The organism is Pseudomonas sp. NFR16 (genome assembly GCF_900108875.1).
Lineage (GTDB): Bacteria > Pseudomonadota > Gammaproteobacteria > Pseudomonadales > Pseudomonadaceae > Aquipseudomonas.
The window spans coordinates 220,011-244,652 of sequence record NZ_FNYJ01000007.1; the positions used below are offsets into that span (position 1 = coordinate 220,011).

At 59.7% G+C, this 24,642-nt stretch carries 20 protein-coding genes; 14 read left to right on the forward strand and 6 right to left on the reverse strand.

Going from position 1 to position 24,642, the window contains the following annotated elements; translation table 11 throughout:
* The first annotated feature begins 5 nt into the window (after positions 1-5).
* The 4 genes from dgcA to BMZ10_RS24350 all read left to right on the forward strand — a co-directional run bounded on the left by dgcA (position 6) and on the right by BMZ10_RS24350 (position 6,178).
* Positions 6-2,066 (forward strand): dimethylglycine demethylation protein DgcA, encoded by a 2,061-nt coding sequence (gene dgcA / locus BMZ10_RS24335; protein WP_093468447.1) that lies wholly within the window; start codon positions 6-8, stop codon positions 2,064-2,066.
* Between the two features lie 152 nt (positions 2,067-2,218).
* Positions 2,219-4,165: a dimethylglycine demethylation protein DgcB gene (gene dgcB, locus BMZ10_RS24340; RefSeq protein ID WP_093468450.1), complete on the forward strand. Its 1,947-nt coding sequence runs from the start codon at positions 2,219-2,221 to the stop codon at positions 4,163-4,165.
* Entirely contained in the window at positions 4,165-5,385 is a 1,221-nt protein-coding gene (locus tag BMZ10_RS24345) for an electron transfer flavoprotein subunit alpha (protein WP_093468453.1), read from the forward strand. Before dgcB ends, BMZ10_RS24345 begins: the two co-directional genes overlap by 1 nt.
* A complete protein-coding gene (locus BMZ10_RS24350) occupies positions 5,375-6,178 on the forward strand; it encodes an electron transfer flavoprotein subunit beta (protein ID WP_093468455.1) in 804 nt (267 codons plus the stop codon). Before BMZ10_RS24345 ends, BMZ10_RS24350 begins: the two co-directional genes overlap by 11 nt.
* Before the next feature lie 789 nt (positions 6,179-6,967).
* Here BMZ10_RS24350 and gbcA read toward each other — a convergent pair.
* Complete coding sequence (gbcA, locus tag BMZ10_RS24355) at positions 6,968-8,266, reverse strand: glycine-betaine demethylase subunit GbcA (protein WP_093468458.1); 1,299 nt, start codon at positions 8,264-8,266, stop codon at positions 6,968-6,970.
* Positions 8,267-8,595: 329 nt separating this feature from the next.
* Between gbcA and gbcB the strand changes: the two genes are divergently transcribed.
* On the forward strand, positions 8,596-9,696 hold the full coding sequence (gene gbcB, locus BMZ10_RS24365; protein ID WP_093468461.1) for a glycine-betaine demethylase subunit GbcB: 1,101 nt from the start codon (positions 8,596-8,598) through the stop codon (positions 9,694-9,696).
* A 121-nt stretch (positions 9,697-9,817) separates the two neighbouring features.
* Here gbcB and BMZ10_RS24370 read toward each other — a convergent pair whose 3' ends face one another.
* Positions 9,818-11,443 (reverse strand): methyl-accepting chemotaxis protein, encoded by a 1,626-nt coding sequence (locus BMZ10_RS24370; protein ID WP_093468464.1) that lies wholly within the window; start codon positions 11,441-11,443, stop codon positions 9,818-9,820.
* Between the two features lie 321 nt (positions 11,444-11,764).
* On the opposite strand from BMZ10_RS24370, the gene BMZ10_RS24375 reads away from it, so the two are divergent.
* Together BMZ10_RS24375 and BMZ10_RS24380 are read left to right on the forward strand one after the other, a co-directional pair.
* Positions 11,765-11,998: a hypothetical protein gene (locus BMZ10_RS24375; RefSeq protein WP_093468467.1), complete on the forward strand. Its 234-nt coding sequence runs from the start codon at positions 11,765-11,767 to the stop codon at positions 11,996-11,998.
* Complete coding sequence (locus BMZ10_RS24380; protein WP_093468470.1) at positions 11,995-12,297, forward strand: cell division protein ZapA; 303 nt, start codon at positions 11,995-11,997, stop codon at positions 12,295-12,297. The genes BMZ10_RS24375 and BMZ10_RS24380 overlap by 4 nt, the downstream gene beginning before the upstream one ends.
* Positions 12,298-12,419: 122 nt before the next feature.
* Here the strand turns inward: BMZ10_RS24380 and BMZ10_RS24385 are convergent, their stop codons facing one another.
* On the reverse strand, positions 12,420-13,460 hold the full coding sequence (locus BMZ10_RS24385; protein WP_093468473.1) for a threonine aldolase family protein: 1,041 nt from the start codon (positions 13,458-13,460) through the stop codon (positions 12,420-12,422).
* A 99-nt stretch (positions 13,461-13,559) separates the two neighbouring features.
* On the opposite strand from BMZ10_RS24385, the gene BMZ10_RS24390 reads away from it, so the two are divergent.
* The gene (locus BMZ10_RS24390; RefSeq protein ID WP_093468476.1) at positions 13,560-14,303 is read left to right on the forward strand and encodes a TraX family protein; all 744 of its coding nucleotides are present in this window, start codon (positions 13,560-13,562) and stop codon (positions 14,301-14,303) included.
* Positions 14,304-14,548: 245 nt separating this feature from the next.
* Positions 14,549-15,766, forward strand: a complete 1,218-nt coding sequence (alaC, locus tag BMZ10_RS24395) for an alanine transaminase (RefSeq protein WP_093468478.1) — start codon at positions 14,549-14,551, stop codon at positions 15,764-15,766.
* 107 nt (positions 15,767-15,873) lie between these two features.
* Here the strand turns inward: alaC and BMZ10_RS24400 are convergent, their stop codons facing one another.
* From BMZ10_RS24400 to BMZ10_RS27800, 3 genes are all read right to left on the reverse strand, one after another.
* On the reverse strand, positions 15,874-16,287 hold the full coding sequence (locus BMZ10_RS24400) for a hypothetical protein (RefSeq protein ID WP_093468481.1): 414 nt from the start codon (positions 16,285-16,287) through the stop codon (positions 15,874-15,876).
* A 276-nt stretch (positions 16,288-16,563) separates the two neighbouring features.
* Positions 16,564-17,298 carry a hypothetical protein gene (locus tag BMZ10_RS24405; protein ID WP_093468484.1) on the reverse strand — a complete coding sequence of 245 codons (735 nt, stop codon included), beginning with the start codon at positions 17,296-17,298 and terminating at the stop codon, positions 16,564-16,566.
* A 345-nt stretch (positions 17,299-17,643) separates the two neighbouring features.
* Positions 17,644-17,805 carry a hypothetical protein gene (locus tag BMZ10_RS27800; RefSeq protein WP_177182211.1) on the reverse strand — a complete coding sequence of 54 codons (162 nt, stop codon included), beginning with the start codon at positions 17,803-17,805 and terminating at the stop codon, positions 17,644-17,646.
* 132 nt (positions 17,806-17,937) lie between these two features.
* Here BMZ10_RS27800 and glyA point away from each other — a divergent pair, with 132 nt between their 5' ends.
* The 5 genes from glyA (at position 17,938) to BMZ10_RS24435 (ending at position 24,605) form a co-directional block, all read left to right on the forward strand.
* Positions 17,938-19,191: a serine hydroxymethyltransferase gene (glyA, locus tag BMZ10_RS24415; RefSeq protein WP_093468489.1), complete on the forward strand. Its 1,254-nt coding sequence runs from the start codon at positions 17,938-17,940 to the stop codon at positions 19,189-19,191.
* A gap of 15 nt (positions 19,192-19,206) precedes the next feature.
* The gene (locus BMZ10_RS24420; protein ID WP_062385335.1) at positions 19,207-20,457 is read left to right on the forward strand and encodes a sarcosine oxidase subunit beta family protein; all 1,251 of its coding nucleotides are present in this window, start codon (positions 19,207-19,209) and stop codon (positions 20,455-20,457) included.
* 13 nt (positions 20,458-20,470) lie between these two features.
* Entirely contained in the window at positions 20,471-20,794 is a 324-nt protein-coding gene (locus BMZ10_RS24425) for a sarcosine oxidase subunit delta (RefSeq protein WP_093468492.1), read from the forward strand.
* Entirely contained in the window at positions 20,791-23,811 is a 3,021-nt protein-coding gene (locus tag BMZ10_RS24430; RefSeq protein WP_093468495.1) for a sarcosine oxidase subunit alpha, read from the forward strand. Before BMZ10_RS24425 ends, BMZ10_RS24430 begins: the two co-directional genes overlap by 4 nt.
* A 161-nt stretch (positions 23,812-23,972) precedes the next feature.
* Positions 23,973-24,605, forward strand: a complete 633-nt coding sequence (locus tag BMZ10_RS24435) for a sarcosine oxidase subunit gamma (protein WP_093468497.1) — start codon at positions 23,973-23,975, stop codon at positions 24,603-24,605.
* Positions 24,606-24,642 lie beyond the last annotated feature (37 nt).

Here is a 24,642-nt window from a genome sequence, read left to right on the forward strand (position 1 = left end):
GCGTCATGGCTTTCGAAGCAATGTTTCAGCCGATCCAGATCGGCAAACTCACCATCCGCAACCGCGTCCTCAGTACCGCGCACGCCGAGGTCTACGCCACTGATGGCGGCATGACTACCGACCGCTACGTGAAGTACTACGAGGAGAAAGCCAAGGGCGGCATCGGCCTGGCCATTTGCGGCGGCTCCTCCAGTGTTGCTATCGACAGCCCGCAAGGCTGGTGGAAGTCGGTCAACCTGGCGACCGACAAGATCATCCCGCACTTCCAGAATCTCGCTGATGCCATGCACAAGCATGGCGCCAAGATCATGATTCAGATCACCCACATGGGCCGTCGCTCCCGTTGGGACGGTGACCACTGGCCGACGCTGATGTCGCCATCGGGCATTCGTGAGCCCGTGCACCGTGCGACCTGCAAGACCATCGAGCCGGAAGAGATCTGGCGCGTGATCGGCAACTACGCCAGCGCCGCGGCACGTGCCAAGGCCGGTGGCCTGGACGGCGTCGAGCTGTCGGCGGTGCACCAGCACATGATCGACCAGTTCTGGAGCCCGCGCGTCAACAAACGTACGGACGAATGGGGCGGCAGTTTCGAAAACCGCATGCGTTTCGGTCTGGAAGTGATCAAGGCTGTGCGCAAGGAAGTGGGTCCTGATTTCTGCGTGGGCCTGCGTATCTGCGGTGACGAATTTCACCCTGACGGTCTCAGCCATGAAGACATGAAAGAGATCGCCAAGTACTACGACCAGACCGGCATGATCGACTTCATCGGTGTGGTGGGCTCAGGGTGCGACACGCACAACACTCTGGCCAACGTGATCCCCAACATGAGTTATCCACCGGAGCCATTCTTGCACCTGGCCGCCGGTATCAAGGAAGTGGTCAAGGCGCCGGTCCTGCACGCGCAGAACATCAAAGACCCGAACCAGGCCACGCGCATTCTGGAAGGCGGCTACGTCGACATGGTCGGCATGACCCGCGCGCACATCGCCGATCCGCACCTGATCACCAAGATCAAAATGGGGCAGGTCGACCAGATTCGTCAGTGCGTCGGCGCCAACTACTGCATCGATCGTCAGTATCAGGGGCTGGACGTTCTGTGCATTCAGAACGCCGCGACGTCTCGCGAATACATGGGCCTGCCGCACATCATCGAGAAAACCACAGGCGTGAAACGCAAAGTGGTCATTGTCGGTGCAGGGCCTGCCGGTATGGAGGCGGCGCGGGTGTCTGCCGAGCGCGGTCACGACGTGACGCTGTTCGAAAAGAAAGAATTCATCGGCGGGCAGATCGTGACGGCATCGAAAGCGCCGCAGCGCGACCAGATCGCCGGCATCACGCGCTGGTATCAGCTTGAGCTGGCGCGCCTGAAAGTCGATCTGCGCCTGGGCACTGCGGCTGATATTCCGACCATCATGGACCTGCGTCCTGATGTGGTGGTGCTGGCTGTAGGCGGTCATCCATTCCTTGAGCAGAACGAACACTGGGGCGCCGCCGAAGGGCTGGTGGTCAGCAGCTGGGACGTGCTCGACGGCAAGGTTGCGCCAGGCAAAAACGTGCTGGTCTACGACACCATCTGCGAGTTCACCGGGATGTCGGTCGCCGACTTCATGGCGGACAAGGGCAGCCAGGTCGAGATCGTCACCGACGACATCAAGCCGGGTGTGGCCATCGGCGGTACGTCTTTCCCCACGTACTACCGCAGCATGTACCCCAAAGAAGTGATCATGACCGGCGACATGATGCTGGAGAAGGTCTATCGCGAAGGCGACAAGCTCGTCGCGGTGCTGGAGAACGAATACACCGGCGCCAAAGAGGAGCGCGTCGTCGATCAGGTGGTGGTCGAGAACGGCGTGCGTCCTGACGAAGCGCTGTATTACGGCCTCAAGGAAGGCTCGCGCAACAAGGGTCAGATCGACATCGACGCCCTGTTCGCGATCCAGCCCCAGCCGTCGCTGAGCCAGCAGGGTGATGGCTATCTGTTGTTCCGCATCGGTGACTGCGTGGCGCAGCGTAATACGCACGCCGCCATCTACGATGCGTTGCGACTCTGCAAAGATTTTTAATTACACATGATCGTTCCCACGCTCCGCGTGGGACTGCCGCAATGGACGCTCCGCGTCCGTTTTGGTGACGCGGAGCGTCACGGCATACGTCCCCACGCTGAGCGCGGGAACGATCAGCCCCTGGCGAGACCCTCGGTCTTTGGGAGCTCCACATGTTGAACACCCTTCTTCCAATCCTGCTGTTCGCAGCCCTGGCCCTCGGCGTCCTTGGTGCCTTGCGGCGGGTGGCCATGTGGCGCAATGGTCGTGCGTCCAAGGTCGACCTGCTTGGTGGCCTGCTGGCGATGCCCAAACGGTACATGGTCGATCTGCACCATGTGGTCGCGCGGGATAAATACATTGCCAACACCCACGTCGCGACTGCAGGCGGGGCGGTGGCGTCCATCTTGCTGGCGATTCTGGTTCATGGTTTCGGTCTGCATAACCGCATTCTTGGGTATGCGCTGCTGTTGATGTCGGCAGTGATGTTCGTCGGCGCGATCTTCGTTTACCTGCGTCGTCGCAACCCTCCATCCCGCCTGTCCAAAGGCCCGTGGATGCGTTTGCCGAAAAGCCTGCTGGCGTTCTCGGCTTCTTTCTTTCTGGTGACATTACCGGTCGCCGGCATTCTTCCGGAGAACTTCGGCGGCTGGTTGCTGGCGATTATTCTCGGGATCGGCGTGTTATGGGGCGTGTCGGAACTGTTCCTCGGCATGACGTGGGGCGGCCCGATGAAGCACGCCTTCGCCGGTGCGCTGCACCTGGCCTGGCACCGTCGCGCCGAGCGTTTCGGCGGCGGTCGTTCGACCGGTCTCAAGCCGCTGGACCTTGCTGATCCGACCGCGCCGCTGGGCGTTGAAAAGCCCAAGGACTTCACCTGGAACCAATTGTTGGGTTTCGACGCCTGCGTGCAGTGCGGCAAGTGCGAAGCTGCCTGTCCTGCGTTTGCAGCAGGCCAGCCGCTGAACCCGAAAAAACTGATTCAGGACATGGTTGTCGGTCTGGCCGGCGGCACCGATGCCTCCTTCGCTGGCAGCCCTTACCCCGGCAAAGCCATTGGTGAGCACGGCGGCAATCCGCATCAGCCGATCGTCAACGGTCTGGTCGACGCCGAAACCCTGTGGTCGTGCACCACCTGCCGCGCCTGCGTGGAAGAGTGCCCGATGATGATCGAGCACGTGGACGCCATCGTCGACATGCGTCGCCACCTCACCCTGGAAAAAGGCGCGACTCCGAACAAAGGCGCCGAAGTCCTGGAAAACCTCATCGCCACTGATAACCCTGGCGGTTTCGCTCCGGGCGGTCGGATGAACTGGGCGGCGGACCTCAACCTCAATGTCATGAGCGACAAGAAGACCGCCGACGTGCTGTTCTGGGTAGGCGACGGCGCCTTCGACATGCGCAATCAGCGCACCCTGCGCGCGTTCGTCAAAGTGCTGAAAGCGGCGAAGGTCGACTTCGCGGTGCTCGGTCTCGAAGAGCGTGACAGTGGTGACGTAGCGCGCCGTCTGGGTGATGAAGCCACTTTTCAGATGCTCGCCAGACGCAACATCCAGACCTTGAGCAAATACAGCTTCAAACGCATCGTCACCTGCGACCCACACAGCTTCCATGTGCTGAAAAACGAGTACGGCGCCTTCGACGGCAATTACCTCGTGCAACACCACAGCACCTATATGTCAGAACTGATCGGCGATGGCGCGCTGAATCTCGGTCAGCACAAAGGATCGGGCGTGACTTATCACGACCCTTGCTACCTCGGCCGTTACAACGGCGAGTACGAAGCCCCGCGCCAAGTGCTCAGAGCGCTGGGTATCGAGGTGAAGGAGATGCAGCGCTCCGGTTTCCGTTCCCGCTGCTGCGGTGGCGGCGGCGGTGCGCCGATCACTGACATCCCGGGCAAGCAACGTATTCCGGACATGCGCATGGAAGACATCCGCGAAACAGGGGCTGAGCTGGTGGCTGTAGGGTGTCCGCAATGCACGGCGATGCTTGAAGGGGTGGTCGAGCCGCGGCCGATGATCAAGGACATCGCCGAGCTGGTGGCTGATGCCTTGCTCGAAGAAGTGGCCCCCGCCAAACCGGCGCCGGCTAAACGTGAACCTGCGGAGGTGCACTGATGAGCGATATTATTCGCCGCGATCCACGCGCTGAATGGATCGCCCGTAACCGTTTGCACCCGCTGCATGCGGCCATGCAACCGGCGCAGGCAAGCTGGGTGGGGCCCAACGGCATCATTCGCAAGAATGTGCACGGCATCGGTTTCATCGGACCTAATGGCATCAAACGCATCGACCGCAGCGGCGCCCAACAGGGCGGCACCGTCAAGCGCACAACGACTGCTGACGTGCTGTTGCCGCTGCATCAGGTCATCGATCCGGCGTTCTACATCGCCGTGGTCCCGGACATGGTTGGTGGTCGCCTGAGCAGTCACGACCGTGATCTGCTTGGCTTGGCCCACAGTCTTGCAGGCACGGAAGGTGCGGTTCTGGCTGTTGTCTTTGGCGAGCACAAGGAAAGCGCGTTCGACACGGCGGGCGTTGATCGTCTGCTGCTGCTGGAAGGTGCAGAGTTCGCAGGTTACTCGCCCGAGCAGCGTGTTCAGGGTTTGCGCGCGGTGGATAACCAGTTCGATCCGCGCCACTGGCTGCTGCCTGACAGTCGTAGCGGCGGGGGTGAACTGGGCCGTCGTTTCGCTGCAAGCATGGGTGAGCGTCCTGCCACGCGTGTCTGGCAAGTGAAGGATGCGCAAGCCACGGGCCGTGCGGGCGCCGGGCGTGAAGACATCGCCCGGCCTGTTTCGCGCCTCATTCTCGCAGCTGCCGAGTGTGCTGAGCCGGTCAGCGAAACGCGCCATGAGGCGCTGCCGGTCGAGTTATCCACAAACATTGCGCGCAGCCTGCCCCGCATCGAGGACCTCGGTGCCGTTGCAGTGGATCCCGCACTTATCCCCATGGCCGAGGCGGAGTTTATCTTCTCGGGCGGCAACGGGGTCAAGGATTGGGATCTGTTCCACCGCACCGCCGTGGCGCTGGGCGCTACCGAAGGCGCCTCTCGCGTCGCGGTGGACGATGGCTTCATGACCCGCGATCGTCAGGTGGGCGCGTCGGGGACGTGGGTGACGGCGCGGGTTTACGTGGCCGTGGGTATTTCCGGCGCGATTCAGCACTTACAAGGCATCGGCGCCTGCGACAAAGTAGTGGCGATTAATCTCGATCCCACCTGCGACATGATCAAACGCGCTGATTTGTCAGTCATTGGCGAAAGTGCCGCGATCCTCCAGGCGCTCATCGAGGCCGTAGAGGCGTACCGAAATGAGGCAAAACGTGATGCAGCCTGACAAAAAACTGCCTGTGGATAAAGGCGCGTTGCACGTCATCAGCCTCGTATCCGTGGGTGCGCACCCGACTTCCGGGCGTCCACGCCGCGCCGAGCAAGACGCGCGCGCAGTTGAGCTGGGTCTGCAGCTGGCTGGGGATAACTTGCACGTCCTGCATGCGGGGAATGCGGAGGAACCAGCACTACGGGCCTATCTGGGCATGGGTTTGAACGAACTTCATGTTCTCGAGCAGCCCGAGGGTGCCGACGCGCTGCCCGGGCTCACCGATTACATCCGCGAATCCGGCGTTCAGATGGTGCTGGCGGGCAGCCAGGCAGAGACAGGCGAAGGCTCAGGCATGTTGCCCTACCTGCTGGCGGAAAAGCTGGGCTGGCCGCTGGTGGTAGGCATGGCCGAAGTCGAATCCATGAACAACGGCACTGCTCAGGTCCTCCAGGCGTTGCCGCGCGGGCAGCGTCGCCGTCTCAAGGTCCGCTTGCCGTTCCTCGCCACTGTCGACAACGCAGCGCCCAAGCCACGCCAAAGCGCATATGGTCCGGCGCAGCGTGGCGTGCTGGATGTCGAGCAGATCGATGTGGTCATCGACGAGTTATTCACAGGTGCCGAATTGAGCCCGGCGAAACCTCGCCCTAAACGCCTGAAAGTCATCAAGGCCAAAAGCGGTGCCGATCGCATGAAGGCGGCGACAGCAAAGGCGAGCGGTGGCGGTGGTCAAGTGCTCAAAGGTGTCAGCGCGCAGGAAGGTGCGGCGGCGATATTGAAGCTGTTGGTGGAGGAGGGCGTCGTTCGCTAAGCCCCCGTTCTGCATTCCAGGAAAGGCGCCCATGTGGCGCCTTTCTTATGCGGATGTCAGACGCTTCCGATTCCTCCCCTCATAAACGCCATCCACATACCCACAATCCCTGTTAATCCACCTGTGGATAAACTGTTCGCCCATGCCTGAAACCCTTGCAAGCCGAGGCTTACAAGCGTCTGATCAAAAATTGATCGCTCCATCTAACGGATTTCTAAAACTTTTTCTCCACAGCTCCAGGTCACTGAGCAAGATTATTGCCCACAATCTCTGTTAGCGCTTATGTGGATAAGATGTTCGAGATCGGCTGAAGACCACGTGTTTCGGGGCTTTCGAGAGTATGATCAAATTTTGATCAATTCGACGATTTCCTGACAGACCTGTGTCTTATGCAGAGCGTCGCCAGCGACACAACTGTTTTTCCACAGGCCATGACCTAGTTTCCCGACTTGCACACAATGTCTGTTGGCTTATCTGTGGATAAGGTGTTCGCGATCCTCTATAGCCCACGTGGATAGCGGCTCCTAAAGGATTGGTCAAAATTTAAACAGTTGACAGAGGTTTATGACTCTCCAATAAGTCACGGTTTTTCTTCACTTTTTGCACAACGAGAAATTCACTTCCCCACAATTACTGTGGGCGTTGTTGTGGATAAGTTGTTCGTGGATGCTGGCGAGGCGCGGTGGGATTGGAGCGGGCGAGGATTGGTTATAATTTGATCAGTGTTGGCAGTGGAGTAAAACGCATCGGCCGAATTCGGCCGATGCGTCAGATCAAGCGGTAACCAGGTTATTCGTGATTGACTGCCACACCCTTCAAGTACGGCGCAGGCTCGGCGCCCATGTTTTCGAGCAGCTTGGCGCTGTACCAGTCAATGAAGTTGACCACGCCGAACTCGTAAGTCTTCGAGTACGGGCCAGGCTGGTAAGCGATGGAGTTGATGCCGCGCTGGTTTTCTTCGGCCAGACGACGGTCCTGATCGTTGGTCGCATCCCAGACTTCACGCAGACGCGCGACGTCGTAGTCCACGCCTTCGACAGCATCTTTGTGCACCAGCCATTTGGTGGTGACCATGGTTTCCTGAGCGCTGATCGGCCACACGGTGAACACGATCACATGGTCGCCCATGCAATGGTTCCAGGAGTGCGGCAGGTGCAGGATGCGCATCGAACCCAGATCCGGGTTCTGGATGCGTCCCATGAGTTTTTTGCTGCCCTGCTTGCCGTCCATGGTCATGGACACCGTGCCTTTAAGCAGCGGCATGCGCACGATGCGGTTGCGCAGACCGAAGCTCTTGTGTGCGAACGGGATCTTCTCGGCTTCCCAGGAGGCTGCCGACGCCGCGACGTGATCCTTGAAGGCCTGATCGGCGCGCGGGTCGGTGACGTCGTCCCACTCCAGCAACGTGTTTAGCAGCTCAGGGTGCGAGCCGTTGCAGTGATAGCACTCACGGTTGTTTTCCAGCACCAGCTTCCAGTTGGCTTTCTCCATCAAGGTGGTTTGCACCGCCACCTTGGTGTTTTCCATGTCGTAGGGTTCCATGTAGTGATTGAGCGTCTGCAGGAACTCGTCGATGGCCGGCGGATTGGCCGCCAGGCTGATGAAGATGTAGCCGCCCGACACTTTGCAATGCACAGGCTTGAGGCCGAATTGGTTCATGTCAAAATCGGCGCCCATTTCGGTGCCTGCGTACAGCAGGCGGCCGTCGAGCTCGTAGGTCCACTGGTGGTATGGGCACACCAGCTTGGCGACTTTGCCTTTTTCTTTGGTGCACAGACGCGACCCGCGATGGCGGCAGACGTTGTGAAACGCATTGATCGAACCGTCCGGCGCACGCACGACGAGAATCGGGTTCTTGCCGATTTCCAGCGTCAGGAAGTTGCCCTTGGCCGGAATCTCACTGGTCATGCCGGCGATCAGCCACTCTTTTTGAAAGATTTCCTGCATGTCGATTTCAAACAGCCGGTCATCATTGTAGAAAGGCTGCGGCAGCGAGTAAGTGCGCTCGCGGTTCTGCAGCATCTCGGCGGTTGCCTTGCGTGCGGGTTCCAGCGGATCGCCCAAGCTCAGAGTTGCGGTGACGTCCATCTTTCAAGTCCTCAGGTCGCGTTTTCAACGACCTACGAATGTGGCCAATACGGTTGTGTTGTGTGTCTGGCACGCGAGGCGACGGTGTTTTCTGTCGCTCATGTTTATGTGTAAAAAATGAATAACGATTGACGGCGAGTGTGGAGCCGGGCGCGACGCGAACCTTATCCATGGGCGACATGGCCGAATCCGTTTCCGACTACGCAGCCCCTATAGATCGGGCCTGGTCGCCATAAGTATGTGAATGTCGCTGATAGGTAAACAGGTGGCCCGTGCGTTACGCAGAATCGCCACCATAAGAGGCCGACAGTCGGCCGTGGAGAGTGAGTATGTCCCAGAGTTTCCTCAGCCCGGTCAACACACAGACCTGGGCCAATGGCCGCCATCTGGTGCGGGTTGTCAAAGTGATCCAGGAAACCTGGGACGTTCGCACCTTCTGCTTCATGGCCGACCAGCCGATCCTGTTCTTTTTCAAGCCTGGGCAGTTCGTCACGCTGGAGCTGGAGATCGAAGGCGTGCCGATCATGCGTTCCTACACCATCTCCAGTTCGCCATCGGTGCCGTACAGCTTCTCGATCACCATCAAGCGCGTGCCGGGCGGCAAGGTGTCCAACTGGCTGCACGACACGCTGCACGAAGGTCAGGAACTGGCCGTCCACGGTCCGGTGGGTCTGTTCAACGCCATCGACTTCCCGAATCCGAAAATTCTCTATCTGAGCGGCGGCGTCGGGATTACCCCGGTCATGTCCATGGCACGCTGGTATTACGACACCAACGCCAATGTCGACATGGTGTTCGTGCACAGTTCACGCTCGCCCAAGGACATCATTTACCACCGCGAGCTGGAGCAGATGGCGTCGCGGATCAACAATTTTGCGCTGCACATCGTCTGTGAAAAGCACGGGCTGGGCGAGCCGTGGGCGGGTTATCGCGGGTATCTGAATCAGAAGATGCTGGAGCTGATGGCGCCGGATTTCATGGAGCGCGAAGTGTTCTGCTGCGGCCCGACGCCGTACATGAATGCGGTCAAGCGTCTGCTCGAAGCCAACGGCTTCAACATGGCGCAGTACCACGAAGAGTCCTTCGGCGCGACACCGCCCGAGGCTCGCGCCGATGCAGTGGAACATGCCGAGCAGGCAGCCGAAGCGCCCGACATCGACGTTGCCGAGCTGCATCAGGTCGAATTCACCGACACGGGCAAGAGTATTCGCGTGGCGCCGGGCGAAACCGTCCACGCCGCTGCCGCCAAGCTCGGACTGATGATTCCGAAAGCCTGCGGTATGGGGATCTGCGGCACCTGCAAAGTGATGAAGCTGAGCGGTGAAGTGGAGATGGAGCACAACGGCGGCATCACCGACGACGACGTGGAAGAAGGCTACATCCTGTCGTGCTGCAGCGTGCCGAAGGGCGACGTGCGAATCGAATATTGATCGGATTCGCCACGCCCCCAGTAGGCGCGCGCTTGCCCGCGATGAACGATGACGCGGTCTCTCTGAGAGGCCGCGTTTTTTTGCGGGCAAGCGCGCTCCTACAGGGTGATCACCGGTTTGCTTACAACCTGAACCGAGCGACCATTCCGTTCAAATCCACCGCCAGGCGCGACAGCTCGTTGCTGGCGGCGCTGGTCTGGTTGGCGCCGGTTGCCGACTGAGTCGACAAATCGCGGATGTTCACCAGATTGCGATCAACTTCCCGAGCAACCTGTGCCTGCTCTTCGGCAGCGCTGGCGATGACCAGGTTGCGCTCGTTGATTTCCACCACGGCGCTGTTAATGGTGTCCAGCGCAAGGCCTGCGCCTTTGGCGATGCTCAGCGTCGATTCGGCGCGCTCGGTGCTGCTGCGCATCGAGTTCACCGCTTGCTCTGTGCCGCCCTGAATGCTGCCGATCATGCGTTCGATTTCGCTGGTCGATTGCTGAGTGCGATGAGCCAGCGCGCGAACTTCGTCGGCCACGACCGCAAACCCACGGCCCGCTTCGCCCGCGCGCGCGGCTTCGATGGCAGCGTTGAGCGCCAGCAGGTTGGTCTGATCCGCCAGGCCGCGAATCACGTCCAGCACCTTGCCGATGTCGCGGGACTCTTCAGCCAGATTGCCGATCAGCGTCGCCGTGCCCTGCACATCGCCACTCATGCGCTCGATGGCGCTGACGGTTTCCTGCACCAGATCGCGACCATCGCTGGCAGACGTTGTGGCGTTTTTCGACGCTTCCGACGTGCTTACGGCATTGCGTGCGACTTCTTCCACGGCGCTGGTCATCTCGTTGACAGCTGTTGCGGCCTGCTCGATTTCGTTGTTCTGCTGCGACAATCCGCGGGCGCTCTCGTCGGTGACAGCGTTCAGCTCTTCAGCCGCCGAAGCCAGTTGAGTCGCCGAGCCGGAAATGCGTTGCAGCGTGTCGCGCAGTTTGGACTGCATCTTCAACATGGCCGCCAGCAGACGACCGGCTTCGTCGGTGCCGTCGACCTCAATGGTGCGCGTCAGATCGCCTTCGGCGATTTCTTCAGCTGCATTCAGCGCCGCAGCGATCGGGCGGGTGATGCTGTTGGTCAACAGCCAGGCGAACAGTAACGTCAACGCAGTAGCAATGATCAGCAGCGTGACGACCATGGTGAAGGCGGTGGAGTACTGCTGCGATGCCAGGGTGTTGGTATTGTTGAGCTGCTGCGTGTTGATTTCGATCAGTTTGCCCAGCACCACGTTCATCTGATCCGAGTTGGTCTGCAAATCGGCACTCAGCAGCGCCGTCAACTCGTCAAGCTTGTTGGCGCTGCTCAGCGACTTCATGCGCTCTTCAAGCTGGCGATAGTCGTTAAGCAGTTTGACGTACTGATCGTAAGTCGCCTGCTCGTCGGGAGCGGAAATGAGTTTGATGTAGACCGCGCGCGCTTCGTCGATCTGACGGTTGCGCATTGCCAGCAATTCGATGGTTTTCTGCTGGGTGTCAGCGTCGCGATTGAGCATCAGGCGGTACGACAGCACGCGCAGGCGAATGCTGCCTTCGGTCAGCCTGTCGAGCGCCTTGATGCTCGGCATGCTGTTGGTGGCCATGACTTCGGTCGCGTCGTTGATCTTGCTCATTTGCATCAGGGCGAAGACACCCAGAATGATCATCAACACGCCGATGATGGAGAAGCCGAGAAACGCGCGGGGCGCGATATTCATATTACGTAGGGACATTACGGTTCCTGGTAAAGCCGCGTTCCGTGCGAGGCGAGGGGGATAAATGACGTGGATGCACGGCTTATCGGTCGGACCGTCGGAGACTTGAACCCTTTGGTCCATTACTGTGCGCTTATGTCGCAGCCAGGCCAATCTGACGAACAGCAGGAACAAGATGAGCAAAACGCAGTCAATCAGGGCCCTGATGCGTTTGCGGGATTGAAGCGAAACAAGTGCTTTTTTGGTCGGTGTTGCGGCGTAAATGCCCTGATTTCACTGGTAGCTGAAGTGACTTTTCTTTATCGTACGCGCCCTTTGAAATTTGCCTGAGAAATCAAAATGTTGGAAGCATCCCTAAGCCAGTTGGAAAAGCTCGTCGGTGACCTGGTACAGCAGAATCACGACCTGCAGAACACGAACGCGCAGCTTGCCGAAGCGTTGAAACAGGCCAGGGATGACAACGACAGCCTGCAACTGAGTCTGCTGGAGCAGGAAGAGAAGCAGGGCGCCACGGCAGCCCGTATTCAGGCGCTGGTTGATCGTGCGACCAGCGTCAGCGCGGTCAACGCATGATCCTGGACAGCGACACCACCAAGGTCATCTCCATCCTCGGCAACGACTACACGATCAAAGCGCCAGAAGGCCAGGAACAGGCCTTGATGGACGCGGTGACGATGCTCAAGTCGGCGCTGTCGGAAACCAAGCGCAGCTACCCGACCCTGATCGGTGATCGCCTGTTGGTGTTGGCCGCACTGAACCTGTGTTCCAAGCAGGTCGAACTGCAGCGCCAACACGCCGAAGAGCTGAGCCGGTATGAAGAGCAGGTCAGTGCGACGGTCGAGGTAATCGAGAAGACCATCGCGCAAGGGTGATGTCTCAGGCGCTCTGCGAACGGTAGGAGCGCGCTTACCCGCGATGGGCACGACGCGATTTCAAATGTACCGCGTCATCGTTCATCGCGGGCAAGCGCGCTCCTGCAACGGTATCGTCCTGATCAGGCTCCCATCACCAACCGGATATCCGCTGCGAGCTCGCGCACGCGTGCTTCTTCAGTGTCCCACGAGCACATGAATCGCGCACCGCCGCTGCCAATGAAGGTGTAAAACCGCCAGCCTCTGGCCGTCAAAGCGGCGATGGCCGGTTGCGAGAGTTGCAGGAACACGCCGTTGGCCTGGACCGGGAACATCAACTCCACACCCGGAATGTCCTTGACCAGCTCCGCCAGCAATTGCGCGCAGCGGTTGGCGTGCCGCGCGTGCTTGAGCCAGGCGTCGTTTTCCAGCAGCCCGACCCACGGCGCTGATAAGAAGCGCATTTTCGACGCCAGTTGCCCGGCCTGCTTGCAGCGATAATCGAAGTCTTCCGCCAGTTTGTGGTTGAAGAACAGAATCGCCTCACCCACCGCCATGCCGTTCTTGGTGCCGCCGAAGCACAAGACGTCGATGCCGGCTTTCCATGTCAACTCGGCAGGCGTGCAGCCCAGATAAGCGCACGCATTGGCGAAGCGGGCGCCATCCATGTGCAGGTTCAGGCCCAGTTCCTTGCACGTTTCGCTGATGGCTTTCAGCTCCTCGGGCAGGTAGACGCTGCCGACTTCCGTCGCTTGCGTCAGTGTCACGACGCGAGGCTTGGGATAGTGGATGTCGGCACGTTTGAGGGCGACTTCACGAATGGAGTCGGGCGTCAGCTTGCCGTTCTCGCTGCGTGCGGTCAGCAGTTTCGAGCCATTGGAGAAGAACTCTGGCGCGCCGCACTCATCGGTTTCGACGTGAGCGGTTTCCGAACAGATGACGCTGTGATAACTCTGGCACAGTGACGACAACGCCAGCGAGTTGGCAGCGGTGCCGTTGAAAGCGAAGAAGACTTCGCAGTCGGTCTCGAACAACTGACGGAATTGATCGGCCGCGCGCGCTGTCCATTGGTCGTCACCGTAGGCGCGCTGATGACCGTGGTTCGCTTGCTCCATGGCCGCCCAGGCTTCCGGGCAGATTCCCGAATAGTTGTCGCTGGCAAACTGCTGGCTTTGGTCTGACATGGCCGGTTCCCTGTAATCGAAGGCTGCGACTGTAACCAAGAATCATCGGTTTGGTCATGCATTGTTGCGTCAGAAAATTCAGTCAGACAGCGAAGTGAGATGAGCGAAACGAACTCGACGATCAGACCGGTGCGTGACCGCGCGCTGGACTTGCTCAAGTGGCTGGCGATGCTGAGCATGGTGATGGATCACCTGAGGTACGTCGGCTGGCACGTAGACGGGCTGTATGTGCCGGGGCGTCTGGCCTTTCCGTGGTTTTGCCTGGCAATCGCGGTCAATGTCACGCGCAACGCCGTCCGGGACGTTGCGCCAGCGGCTCGCTGGAAATATCTGGCGTGGCTGGCAGTGTTTTCACTGCTGGCCGAATTGCCGTACCGGCTCTACATGGCGGACGAGGTCAGCACGCTGAACGTCCTTCCGACTCTGGCGTTGGGCCTTGTGGTCGCGCAGAGCGGGCTGAGTCGCTCATGGTCGGCGCGCGCGCTGGGTATCGCGGCGCTGGGTATCGGCGTCGCGTGTGGTTCGCAACTGATGTTCGGCGCGTACGGCGTGTTGTTGCCCGCGGCATTTGCGCTAGTGTTGCGACGTTCGTTGTGGCTGGCGATCGTGCCGGGCGTTGTCTGCCTGCTGAGCAACGAATGGCCGAAAATCATCGACGGGATGCTGTGGGGCGATCCGATTTCAATCGGCGCCTTGATCGCCTGCCTGCTCGCGCCATTGGCCGGACTGGCGCTGTTGCGCTCGCGCCCTGGGTTCACTGTCTGGCCGATGCGGCGTTGGGCGTATCTGATTTATCCGGGGCATTTTTTGCTCTTGTTCGGTTTGCGCCAGATTTTCGCCTGAGGCACGACCACTGCAGGAGCGCGCTTGCTGGCGAATGCGGTGTGTCAGTCACTGTTGATTATTTGATCCTGCGCATCGCGGGCAAGCGCGCTCGTACAGGTCGGGCAGCGATTCACCGTTTGTTGCAGGGCGCCGAAATCCCTGTAGACAAACCGCCATCAGCGCATTTATCTTCCGCACCAGGCCACCGCAGTGGCCAGCGTCGCTCGGACGGTTCCGGGCGCTTACGTCTTCTAGAGGCCTCCATGGCAGACCAAGGTTCGCCGCGCCGCTTTGCGCGCATCGATCGACTCCCTCCTTACGTGTTCAATATCACCGCCGAGCTGAAAATGGCCGCTCGACGTCGTGGTGAGGACATCATCGACCTGAGCATGGGCAACCCCGATGGGGCAACGCCGCCGCACATCGTCGAAAAACTGGTCACCGTCGCCCAACGTGAAGACACTCACGGCTACTCGACTTCGCGTGGCATTCCGCGTCTGCGTCGGGCGATCTCCAGCTGGTACAAAACGCGTTACCAGGTCGACATCGACCCGGAATCCGAAGCCATCGTCACCATCGGTTCCAAGGAAGGCCTGGCGCATCTGATGCTCGCCACGCTGGATCAGGGCGATACGGTGCTGGTGCCCAATCCCAGCTACCCGATTCATATCTATGGCGCGGTCATCGCCGGTGCTCAAGTGCGTTCGGTACCGCTGATTCCGGGCGTGGACTTTTTCGCCGAGCTGGAAAAGGCCATTCGTGGCTCAATCCCCAAGCCGAAGATGATGATTTTAGGCTTCCCGTCCAATCCGACCGCGCAGTGCGTGGAGCTGGATTTCTTCGAGCGCGTGGTGGCGCTGGCCAAGCAGTACGACGTGCTGGTGGTGCACGATCTGGCCTACGCCGACATCGTCTACGACGGCTGGAAAGCTCCGTCGATCATGCAGGTGCCAGGCGCCAAGGACATCGCGGTGGAATTTTTCACCCTGTCCAAGAGCTACAACATGGCGGGCTGGCGCATCGGTTTCATGGTCGGTAATCCCGAGCTGGTCAACGCCTTGGCGCGGATCAAGAGCTACCACGACTACGGCACCTTCACCCCGCTGCAAGTGGCTGCTATCGCTGCGCTGGAAGGCGACCAGCAATGCGTGCTGGACATCGCCGAGCACTATCGCCAGCGCCGCAACGTGCTGGTGAAAGGCCTGCATGAGCTGGGCTGGATGGTCGAGAACCCGAAAGCGTCGATGTACGTCTGGGCCAAGATTCCCGAGGCGTACGCCCACCTGGGTTCGCTGGAATTCGCCAAGAAGATGCTGCTCGAGGCCAAGGTCTGCGTGTCGCCGGGCGTCGGTTTTGGCGAGTACGGCGACGATCACGTACGTTTCGCGCTGATCGAAAACCAGGACCGCATTCGCCAGGCGGTGCGTGGGATTCGCGGGATGTTTAGAGCCGACGGGCTGCTGCCTGCCAGAACCGTCTGATTGAATTTGAAACTCTCCCTCTGCCCTGGCAGGGGAGAGTTCGCAAATTGCGACGTGCCATTTCGCGATTGTCTATATCTGAACCTCCGACGGTCACGGCTGCTGTTTCAGACTTTGGTCACGGTTAGGGTAATAATAGCGTCATCAGTACTGACTCTAAACGATATTTCTCTTGCGATGACTTTATATTCTTCTCCGCCAGGGTATTGAATCGTCTCATTTTTGTGAGCACTGAAGTAAACAAGCTGTCTGGCATTGGGTGGCAGGGAATTTTTGCCGACAGACTTCGTACTTGAAGTACGTTTTTCAACCCCGCGCTCAATCTCGTAACCAATACCTGAGGTTTCAGATGAAGGGTCATAATGGAAAATGCGGCGGACGACAGTGCCGGTGCCGCCGTCAGAGGGCTCCTCATAAACGTACTGGTCCCCGGGATAGAAATAGTAATAAGCGTCCATGATTGGGATAGGTTCGCTAGTCCGTGTTTCATATTCGTTCGCAGTTTGAGAGTCGCTGGTCATGACGTCACTCCTTGATTTATGACGGCTTAATTTTCGGAAGCCATACAGAACTTCGTTTCTCCATCACTCCTGTAAGCAGTGTTGAAAATCTGCTTTTGATGAAGTGCGCTTTAACTCTAAGGCCCTCAGTGAACTTCGACTACTGTCATAAATGACAGGTTTTCGTACCGCTGGTCGGTTTAATCATGTATCGCTTTGCCTTCCAGCCAGAGGGACAGCAACACACCTGGTCTGATTGCAACATTGCGTGATCGCCCTGAGAGCCTGACCGCCCAGTCAGCAGCCAGGGTCGCGACTCGACCCTGGCGCTGCAGGCAGTGCGATATGCCTGATTATCGGGTTGTAGGGTGGTTGTGATCGGGTTTTGATGCCATACACAATCGACAGCTCATCAGAGCCGTTCTCCACATAATAGTCACCCGGTACTGCACACCGTATTGCTTCAATTTCCGACACCGTCGTTGAATAACTTCGCCCTTCTACAGTACGAATGTTGACGGCTACTTTCCGATCGTCAGACACCCTTAAAGTCCGATCCATGACGATGTCTTCTTCAGTCTGACCCAGATATAACGTCGAACCTTTGGGCAGTGACAGCGCAATATCCGAATCAACGGCATCCGGCGCTGTGACAGTCGGTATTTCCCAAAGATATATTTCGGCCACCGCCGCTCCCTCTTCATAGGACAGGATTTTGAAGATCAAGGAGTGAAAGGCATTGTTCTGATAGATGATGTCGTGTGGACCTGCATAGAGCCTGGCGTCGACCGCTGTCACTGTTCCCGATAACGTTTCTTCGGTGTCTTCGAAGTGCACTGTAATATAAGCATCCGAGGTGGGGAGTTCCTGCACTGTTCTCAGTTTGACGAAACCCTGAATATCCAGATCATGGAACACGCCCTGAGCGAGAAAGAGCAGTGGATCGACAGCGGCTACCTGAGCAGAGCGGCGAGCGTTCAAAGATCTCCAGCGTTCGGGTGTAAGCACACGAGATTTTGCCACGATATTCATATCAGACTCCTTCCAGGATTGATGTGTACGCGGTCCTTCAGTGCTGAAAGTATCACCAAGGTGTTTGCGCGAATACTGTCAGTTTTGACAGTGCTCACGTCCTTGGTTGGAAACGTCGATGCAGTGCCAAAAGGCAATCTCCGGGAGTGAACCAGGCCCGTCGCGCAGGCCGTGCGAGGTATCAGGGCCTATTCAGCGCTGAAGGACTGTTGCCAGCCAGACAGGTCTGAATGCGACACTGATTCACCAAGCATCCCCGGCATTGACCGGGGATTTTTCTGTGCGCGATCCGCCCTGCCCGGAGGGCGTAGCAGTCCGGCCTGCCGACGATTGGCGGCGAAGCAGTCACAAAATCAGACAGCGTGATCTCCCTGACACCCCGCGTCGCAGCAGCTTGCCGCCGATTCCCGGCAGATCGCCGACAAGCCCGACTCCCATGGCGTCGGCCAGAATCAAGGCCGTAACTACGTCGGCCGCACCTGTCTTGAAGTACGGGTTCGAATCCATGTCGTAAACGCGCCTTTGCGTGGCGTGCGTAGGCATCTAGCCTCCCTGCGTCAGCCCTACCATCGCTTCCAAAGGGCAGTCCACACGCCCTATCGATAATTCAGGCGCCGCGCCGCCGCTGGGAGAACCGCGATGTTCAGCAAGCAAGACCAGATCCAGGGTTATGACGATGCACTGTTGGCGGCGATGAATGCCGAAGAACAGCGTCAAGAAGATCACATCGAGCTGATCGCCTCGGAGAACTACACCAGCAAGCGCGTCATGCAAGCTCAGGGCAGCGGCCTGACCAACAAATACGCCGAAGGCTATCCGGGCAAGCGCTACTACGGCGGCTGCGAGCACGTCGACAAGGTCGAGCAACTGGCCATCGACCGTGCCAAGCAACTGTTCGGCGCTGATTACGCCAACGTGCAGCCGCACTCCGGTTCGTCGGCCAACAGCGCCGTTTACCTGGCCTTGCTGCAAGCCGGCGACACCATTCTGGGCATGAGTCTGGCCCACGGCGGTCACCTGACCCACGGCGCGAAAGTGTCGTCTTCGGGCAAGCTCTACAACGCCGTTCAATACGGCATCGACACCACCACCGGCCTGATCGACTACGACGAAGTCGAGCGCCTGGCCGACGAGCACAAGCCGAAGATGATCGTTGCCGGCTTCTCGGCGTATTCCAAGACTCTGGATTTTCCGCGCTTCCGTCAGATCGCCGACAAGGTGGGCGCGCTGCTGTTCGTGGACATGGCTCACGTGGCCGGTCTGGTCGCCGCTGGCCTTTACCCGAACCCGCTGCCGTACGCTGACGTTGTCACCACCACCACGCACAAAACTCTGCGCGGCCCTCGCGGCGGCCTGATCCTGGCGAAGTCCAACGAAGAGATCGAGAAAAAGCTCAACTCTGCCGTGTTCCCGGGCGCTCAAGGCGGCCCGCTGATGCACGTCATCGCCGGCAAGGCGGTGTGCTTCAAAGAAGCCATGGAGCCTGGCTTCAAGGCTTATCAGCAGCAGGTGATCGACAACGCTCAGGCGATGGCGCAAGTGTTCATCGATCGCGGTTACGACGTGGTTTCCGGCGGTACCGACAACCACTTGTTCCTGGTCAGCCTGATCCGTCAGGGCCTCACCGGTAAAGACGCGGACGCTGCGCTCGGCCGCGCTCACATCACGGTGAACAAGAACGCCGTTCCGAACGATCCACAGTCGCCGTTCGTGACCTCGGGCCTGCGCATCGGCACCCCGGCAGTCACCACCCGCGGCTTCAAAGTGACCCAATGCATCACGCTGGCTGGCTGGATCTGCGACATTCTCGACAACCTCGGCGATGCCGATGTCGAGGCCAATGTTGCCGGTCAGGTCGCCGCGCTGTGCGCCGATTTCCCGGTTTACCGCTGAGTCAGGAGTAGCACCATGCAACATTACTCAGGCTTCGGCCTCTTCAAACACTCCCTCAGCCACCACGAAAACTGGCAGCGCATGTGGCGCACGCCGACCCCGAAAAAGGTCTACGACGTGGTCATCGTTGGCGGCGGCGGCCACGGTCTGGCGACCGCGTACTACCTGGCCAAGGAGCACGGCATCACCAATGTCGCTGTGGTCGAGAAAGGCTGGCTGGGCGGCGGCAACACTGCCCGAAACACGACAATCGTACGATCCAACTACCTGTGGGATGAGTCCGCGCATCTGTACGAACACGCTATGAAACTGTGGGAAGGCCTGTCCCAGGACCTGAACTACAACGTGATGTTCTCCCAGCGCGGCGTGTACAACCTGTGCCACACCCTTCAAGACATGCGCGATTCCGAGCGTCGTGTCAGCGCCAACCGCTTGAACGGTGTCGACGGCGAGCTGCTCAACGGCAAACAGGTGGCCGAAGAAATTCCGTACCTGGACTGCTCGAAGAACACCCGCTACCCGATCATCGGCGCGACCGTTCAACGTCGCGGCGGTGTCGCGCGTCACGACGCCGTGGCCTGGGGCTTTGCCCGCGCCGCCGACGCGTTGGGCGTAGACCTGATTCAACAGACTGAAGTGACTGGTTTCCGTAAAGAGAACGGCGTGTGCATCGGCGTGGAAACCAATAAAGGTTTCATCGGCGCCAAGCGCGTCGGCGTGGTGACTGCCGGTAACTCCGGTCACATGGCCAAGCTCGCAGGCTTCCGTCTGCCGGTCGAATCTCACCCGTTGCAGGCGCTGGTGTCCGAGCCGATCAAGCCGATTATCGACAGCGTGATCATGTCCAACGCCGTTCACGGCTACATCAGCCAGTCCGACAAGGGCGACCTGGTGATCGGCGCCGGTATCGACGGCTGGGTTGGCTACGGTCAGCGCGGCTCGTACCCGGTCATCGAGCACACCATCCAGGCCATCGTGGAGATGTTCCCGGTGCTGTCGCGCGTGCGCATGAACCGTCAGTGGGGCGGCATCGTCGACACCACGCCGGACGCTTGCCCGATCATTTCCAAAACGCCTGTGCCGAACATGTTCTTCAACTGCGGTTGGGGCACCGGTGGCTTCAAGGCCACTCCGGGTTCGGGCAACGTGTTCGCTGCCAGTCTGGCCAAGGGCGAAATGCACCCGCTGGCCAAACCGTTTTCCATCGACCGTTTCCACAACGGTGCACTCATTGACGAACACGGCGCTGCCGCTGTCGCCCACTAACAGGAGAAATCCCATGTTGCACATCTTCTGTCCTCACTGTGGCGAACTGCGCTCCGAAGAGGAATTCCACGCGTCCGGCCAGGCTCACATCCCGCGTCCACTGGACCCGGCTGCCTGCACGGACGAGCAGTGGGGCGATTACATGTTCTTCCGCGATAACTCGCGCGGACTGCACCACGAACTGTGGATTCATGCCGCGGGTTGCCGCCAGTACTTCAACGCTACGCGTAACACCATGACGTACGAAATTGTCGAAACCTATCCGATTGGCACCCAGCCTCAGTTCAAAGAAACGCCGGCGTCTGCAATCAAGAACACGCAGGGAGATCAGGTATGAGCCAGTCCAATCGCCTGCCTAACGGCGGCCGCATCGACCGCAGCAAAGTCCTGAACTTCAACTTCAACGGCCAGACCTATCAAGGCTTTGAAGGCGACACCCTGGCTGCTGCGTTGCTTGCCAACGGCGTCGACATCATCGGCCGCAGTTTCAAGTACTCGCGTCCTCGCGGCATCTTCGCCGCCGGTTCCGAAGAGCCGAACGCCGTCCTGCAGATCGGCGCCACCGAAGCCACTCAGATCCCGAACGTGCGTGCCACGCAACAGGCGCTGTACTCCGGCCTCGTCGCCACCAGCACCAATGGCTGGCCGAGCGTGAACACCGACATGATGGGGATTCTCGGCAAGGTCGGCGGCAAGCTGATGCCGCCGGGCTTCTACTACAAAACCTTCATGTATCCGCAGTCCTTCTGGATGACGTACGAGAAGTACATTCGCAAGGCTGCCGGTCTGGGTCGCTCGCCGACTGAAAACGATCCGGACACTTATGACGCCATGAACCGGCACTGCGATGTGCTCGTGGTCGGTGCAGGCCCGGCAGGCCTGGCGGCTGCTCTGGCGGCTGCGCGCAGCGGTGCTCGCGTTATCGTCGCAGACGAACAGGAAGAATTCGGCGGCAGCCTGCTCGATTCCCGCGAGAGTCTGGACGGCAAGCCTGCGGCGGAGTGGATTGCCACGGTCGTTGCCGAACTCAAAAGCCTGGCCAACGTGACGCTGCTGCCACGCGCGACCGTGAACGGCTATCACGATCACAACTTCCTGACGATTCACGAGCGTCTGACCGATCATCTCGGCGACCGCGCGCCCATCGGCCAGGTGCGTCAGCGCATGCACCGCGTTCGCGCCAAGCGCGTCGTGTTGGCGACCGGTACGCACGAACGTCCGCTGGTCTACGGCAATAACGATGTGCCGGGCAACATGCTCGCCGGCGCGATTTCCACCTATGTTCGTCGTTATGGCGTGGCACCTGGCAAGAAGCTCGTGCTGTCGACCAACAACGATTACGCCTACCGCGTCGCGCTGGACTGGCTCGACGCCGGTCTGCAGGTCGTCGCCGTTGCCGATGTGCGCCACAACCCTCGCGGCGCACTGGTTGAAGAGGCGCGCGCCAAAGGCATCCGCATCCTGACCGGCAGCGCCGTGATCGAAGCGCGCGGCAGCAAGCGCGTCAGCGGTGCCCGCGTTGCGGCTATCGACGTCAAGGCGCACAAAGTCACTAGTCCCGGCGAATGGCTGGACTGCGACCTGATTGGCAGCTCCGGCGGTTACAGCCCGGTCGTCCACTTGGCATCCCACTTGGGCGGCAAGCCAGTCTGGCGTGAGGACATTCTCGGTTTCGTGCCGGGCGAAGCGCCTCAGAAACGCGTCTGCGTAGGCGGCGTCAACGGCGTTTACGCACTGGGCGACGCGCTGGCCGACGGTTTCGAAGGCGGCGTGCGCGCAGCCAGCGAAGCGGGCTTCCAGCCTGTGGAAGGCGTGATTCCCAAAGCCTTGAGCCGCGTTGAAGAACCAACCCTGGCGATGTTCCAGGTGCCCCACGAGAAAGGCACCTCGCGGGCGCCGAAGCAATTCGTCGATCTGCAGAACGATGTGACCGCTGCGGCCATCGAGCTGGCAACCCGTGAAGGCTTCGAGTCGGTCGAGCACGTCAAACGCTACACCGCACTGGGCTTCGGCACCGATCAAGGCAAGCTGGGCAACGTCAACGGTCTGGCCATTGCGGCCCGCTCGCTGAACGTCTCGATCCCTGAGATGGGCACCACCATGTTCCGTCCCAACTACACGCCGGTCACCTTCGGTGCGGTAGCCGGACGTCACTGTGGGCACATTTTCGAGCCTGTGCGCTTCACCGCGCTGCACGCCTGGCACGTCAAGAACGGCGCCGAATTCGAAGACGTCGGTCAATGGAAACGCCCTTGGTATTTCCCGAAAGCCGGTGAAGATATCCACGCGGCCGTACGTCGCGAATGCAAAGCCGTGCGCGACAGTGTTGGCCTGCTGGACGCCTCGACGTTGGGCAAGATCGACATTCAGGGCCCGGATGCACGCGAGTTCCTTAACCGCATCTACACCAACGCCTGGACCAAGCTCGACGTGGGCAAGGCCCGTTACGGCCTGATGTGCAAGGAAGATGGCATGGTCTTCGACGATGGCGTGACTGCCTGCGTCGCCGACAATCACTTCATCATGACCACCACGACGGGCGGTGCTGCACGCGTCCTGCAATGGCTGGAAATCTATCAGCAGACCGAATGGCCGGACCTGAAGGTGTATTTCACCTCCGTGACCGATCACTACGCGACCCTGACGCTGTCCGGTCCCAACAGTCGCAAGCTGCTCAGCGAAGTGACCGACATTGACCTGGGCCGTGAAGCATTCCCGTTCATGACCTGGAAAGAGGGGCTGGTGGGCGGTGTCCCGGCCCGTGTGTTCCGGATTTCGTTTACCGGTGAGCTTTCCTACGAAGTGAACATCCAGGCTGACTACGCGATGGGTGTTCTGGAAAAGATCGCCGAAGCGGGCAAGAAGTACAACCTGACCCCTTACGGCACTGAAACCATGCACGTCCTGCGGGCCGAGAAGGGCTTCATTATCGTCGGTCAGGACACCGACGGCTCGATGACCCCGGACGACCTGAACATGGGCTGGTGCGTCGGTCGTACCAAACCGTTTTCGTGGATCGGCCAGCGTGGCATGAGTCGCGAAGATTGCGTGCGCGAAGACCGCAAGCAGTTGGTGGGCCTCAAGCCTGTCGATCCGAACAAGTGGCTGCCGGAAGGGGCGCAACTGGTGTTCGATCCGAAGCAATCGATCCCGATGACGATGGTTGGCCACGTGACGTCCAGCTACGCCGCGAATTCGCTGGGTTATTCGTTCGCCATGGGCGTGGTCAAAGGCGGCCTGAAGCGCATGGGTGAGCGCGTATTCTCGCCGCAGGCGGATGGCTCCGTGATCGAGGCGGAGATCGTTTCCTCGGTGTTCTTCGATCCGAAGGGTGACCGGCAGAACGTGGAGTAATTTCCCTGTATTGCGCTGCTTCCTGTGTAGGAGCGTGGCTTGTCCCGCGATGCGATTAACACGTCGCCATCGCGGTGACCTGCAGACTGCTATCGCGGGACAAGCCACGCTCCTACAAGGTTCGCGTTCACTGAAATAACAGAATTCAAAACAGGTGCTCTATGACCACAGCCAACGTTTACCAGCAGCGGCCAACGACCGACGTCAAAGTCGAGTCGCCGCTGTTCCATGCCGACCTCAAAAGCCTGGTCGGCAAAGGCCGCACCAATCCGGGTGTGGTGCTGCGCGAGAAAAAACTGCTGGGCCATCTGACCCTGCGTGGTGATGCCCACGATCCGGCGTTCGCCGCTGGCGTGCACAAGGCGCTGGGCATGGAACTGCCGGGCGCCCTGGCGCTGGTGACCAGTGGCGACAGTTCGATCCAGTGGATGGGCCCGGATGAGTGGCTGCTGATCGTGCCGACTGGCGAAGAGTTCGCCGCCGAACAGAAACTGCGTGAAGCGCTATCCGGCCTGCACATCCAGGTGGTCAACGTCAGTGGCGGTCAATCGCTGCTGGAGCTGACCGGCCCGAACGTGCGCGATGTGCTGATGAAATCCACCAGCTACGACGTGCACCCGAGCAACTTCCCGGTGGGCAAGGCCGTTGGCACTGTGTTCGCCAAATCGCAGCTGGTGATCCGCCGCACGGGTGAAGAGACCTGGGAACTGGTGATCCGCCGCAGCTTCGCCGACTACTGGTGGCTGTGGCTGCAGGACGCGAGCGCTGAATACGGCCTTGGCGTCGCGGCATAAGCACTGATCGTTCCCACGCTCGCGTGGGAACGCATCC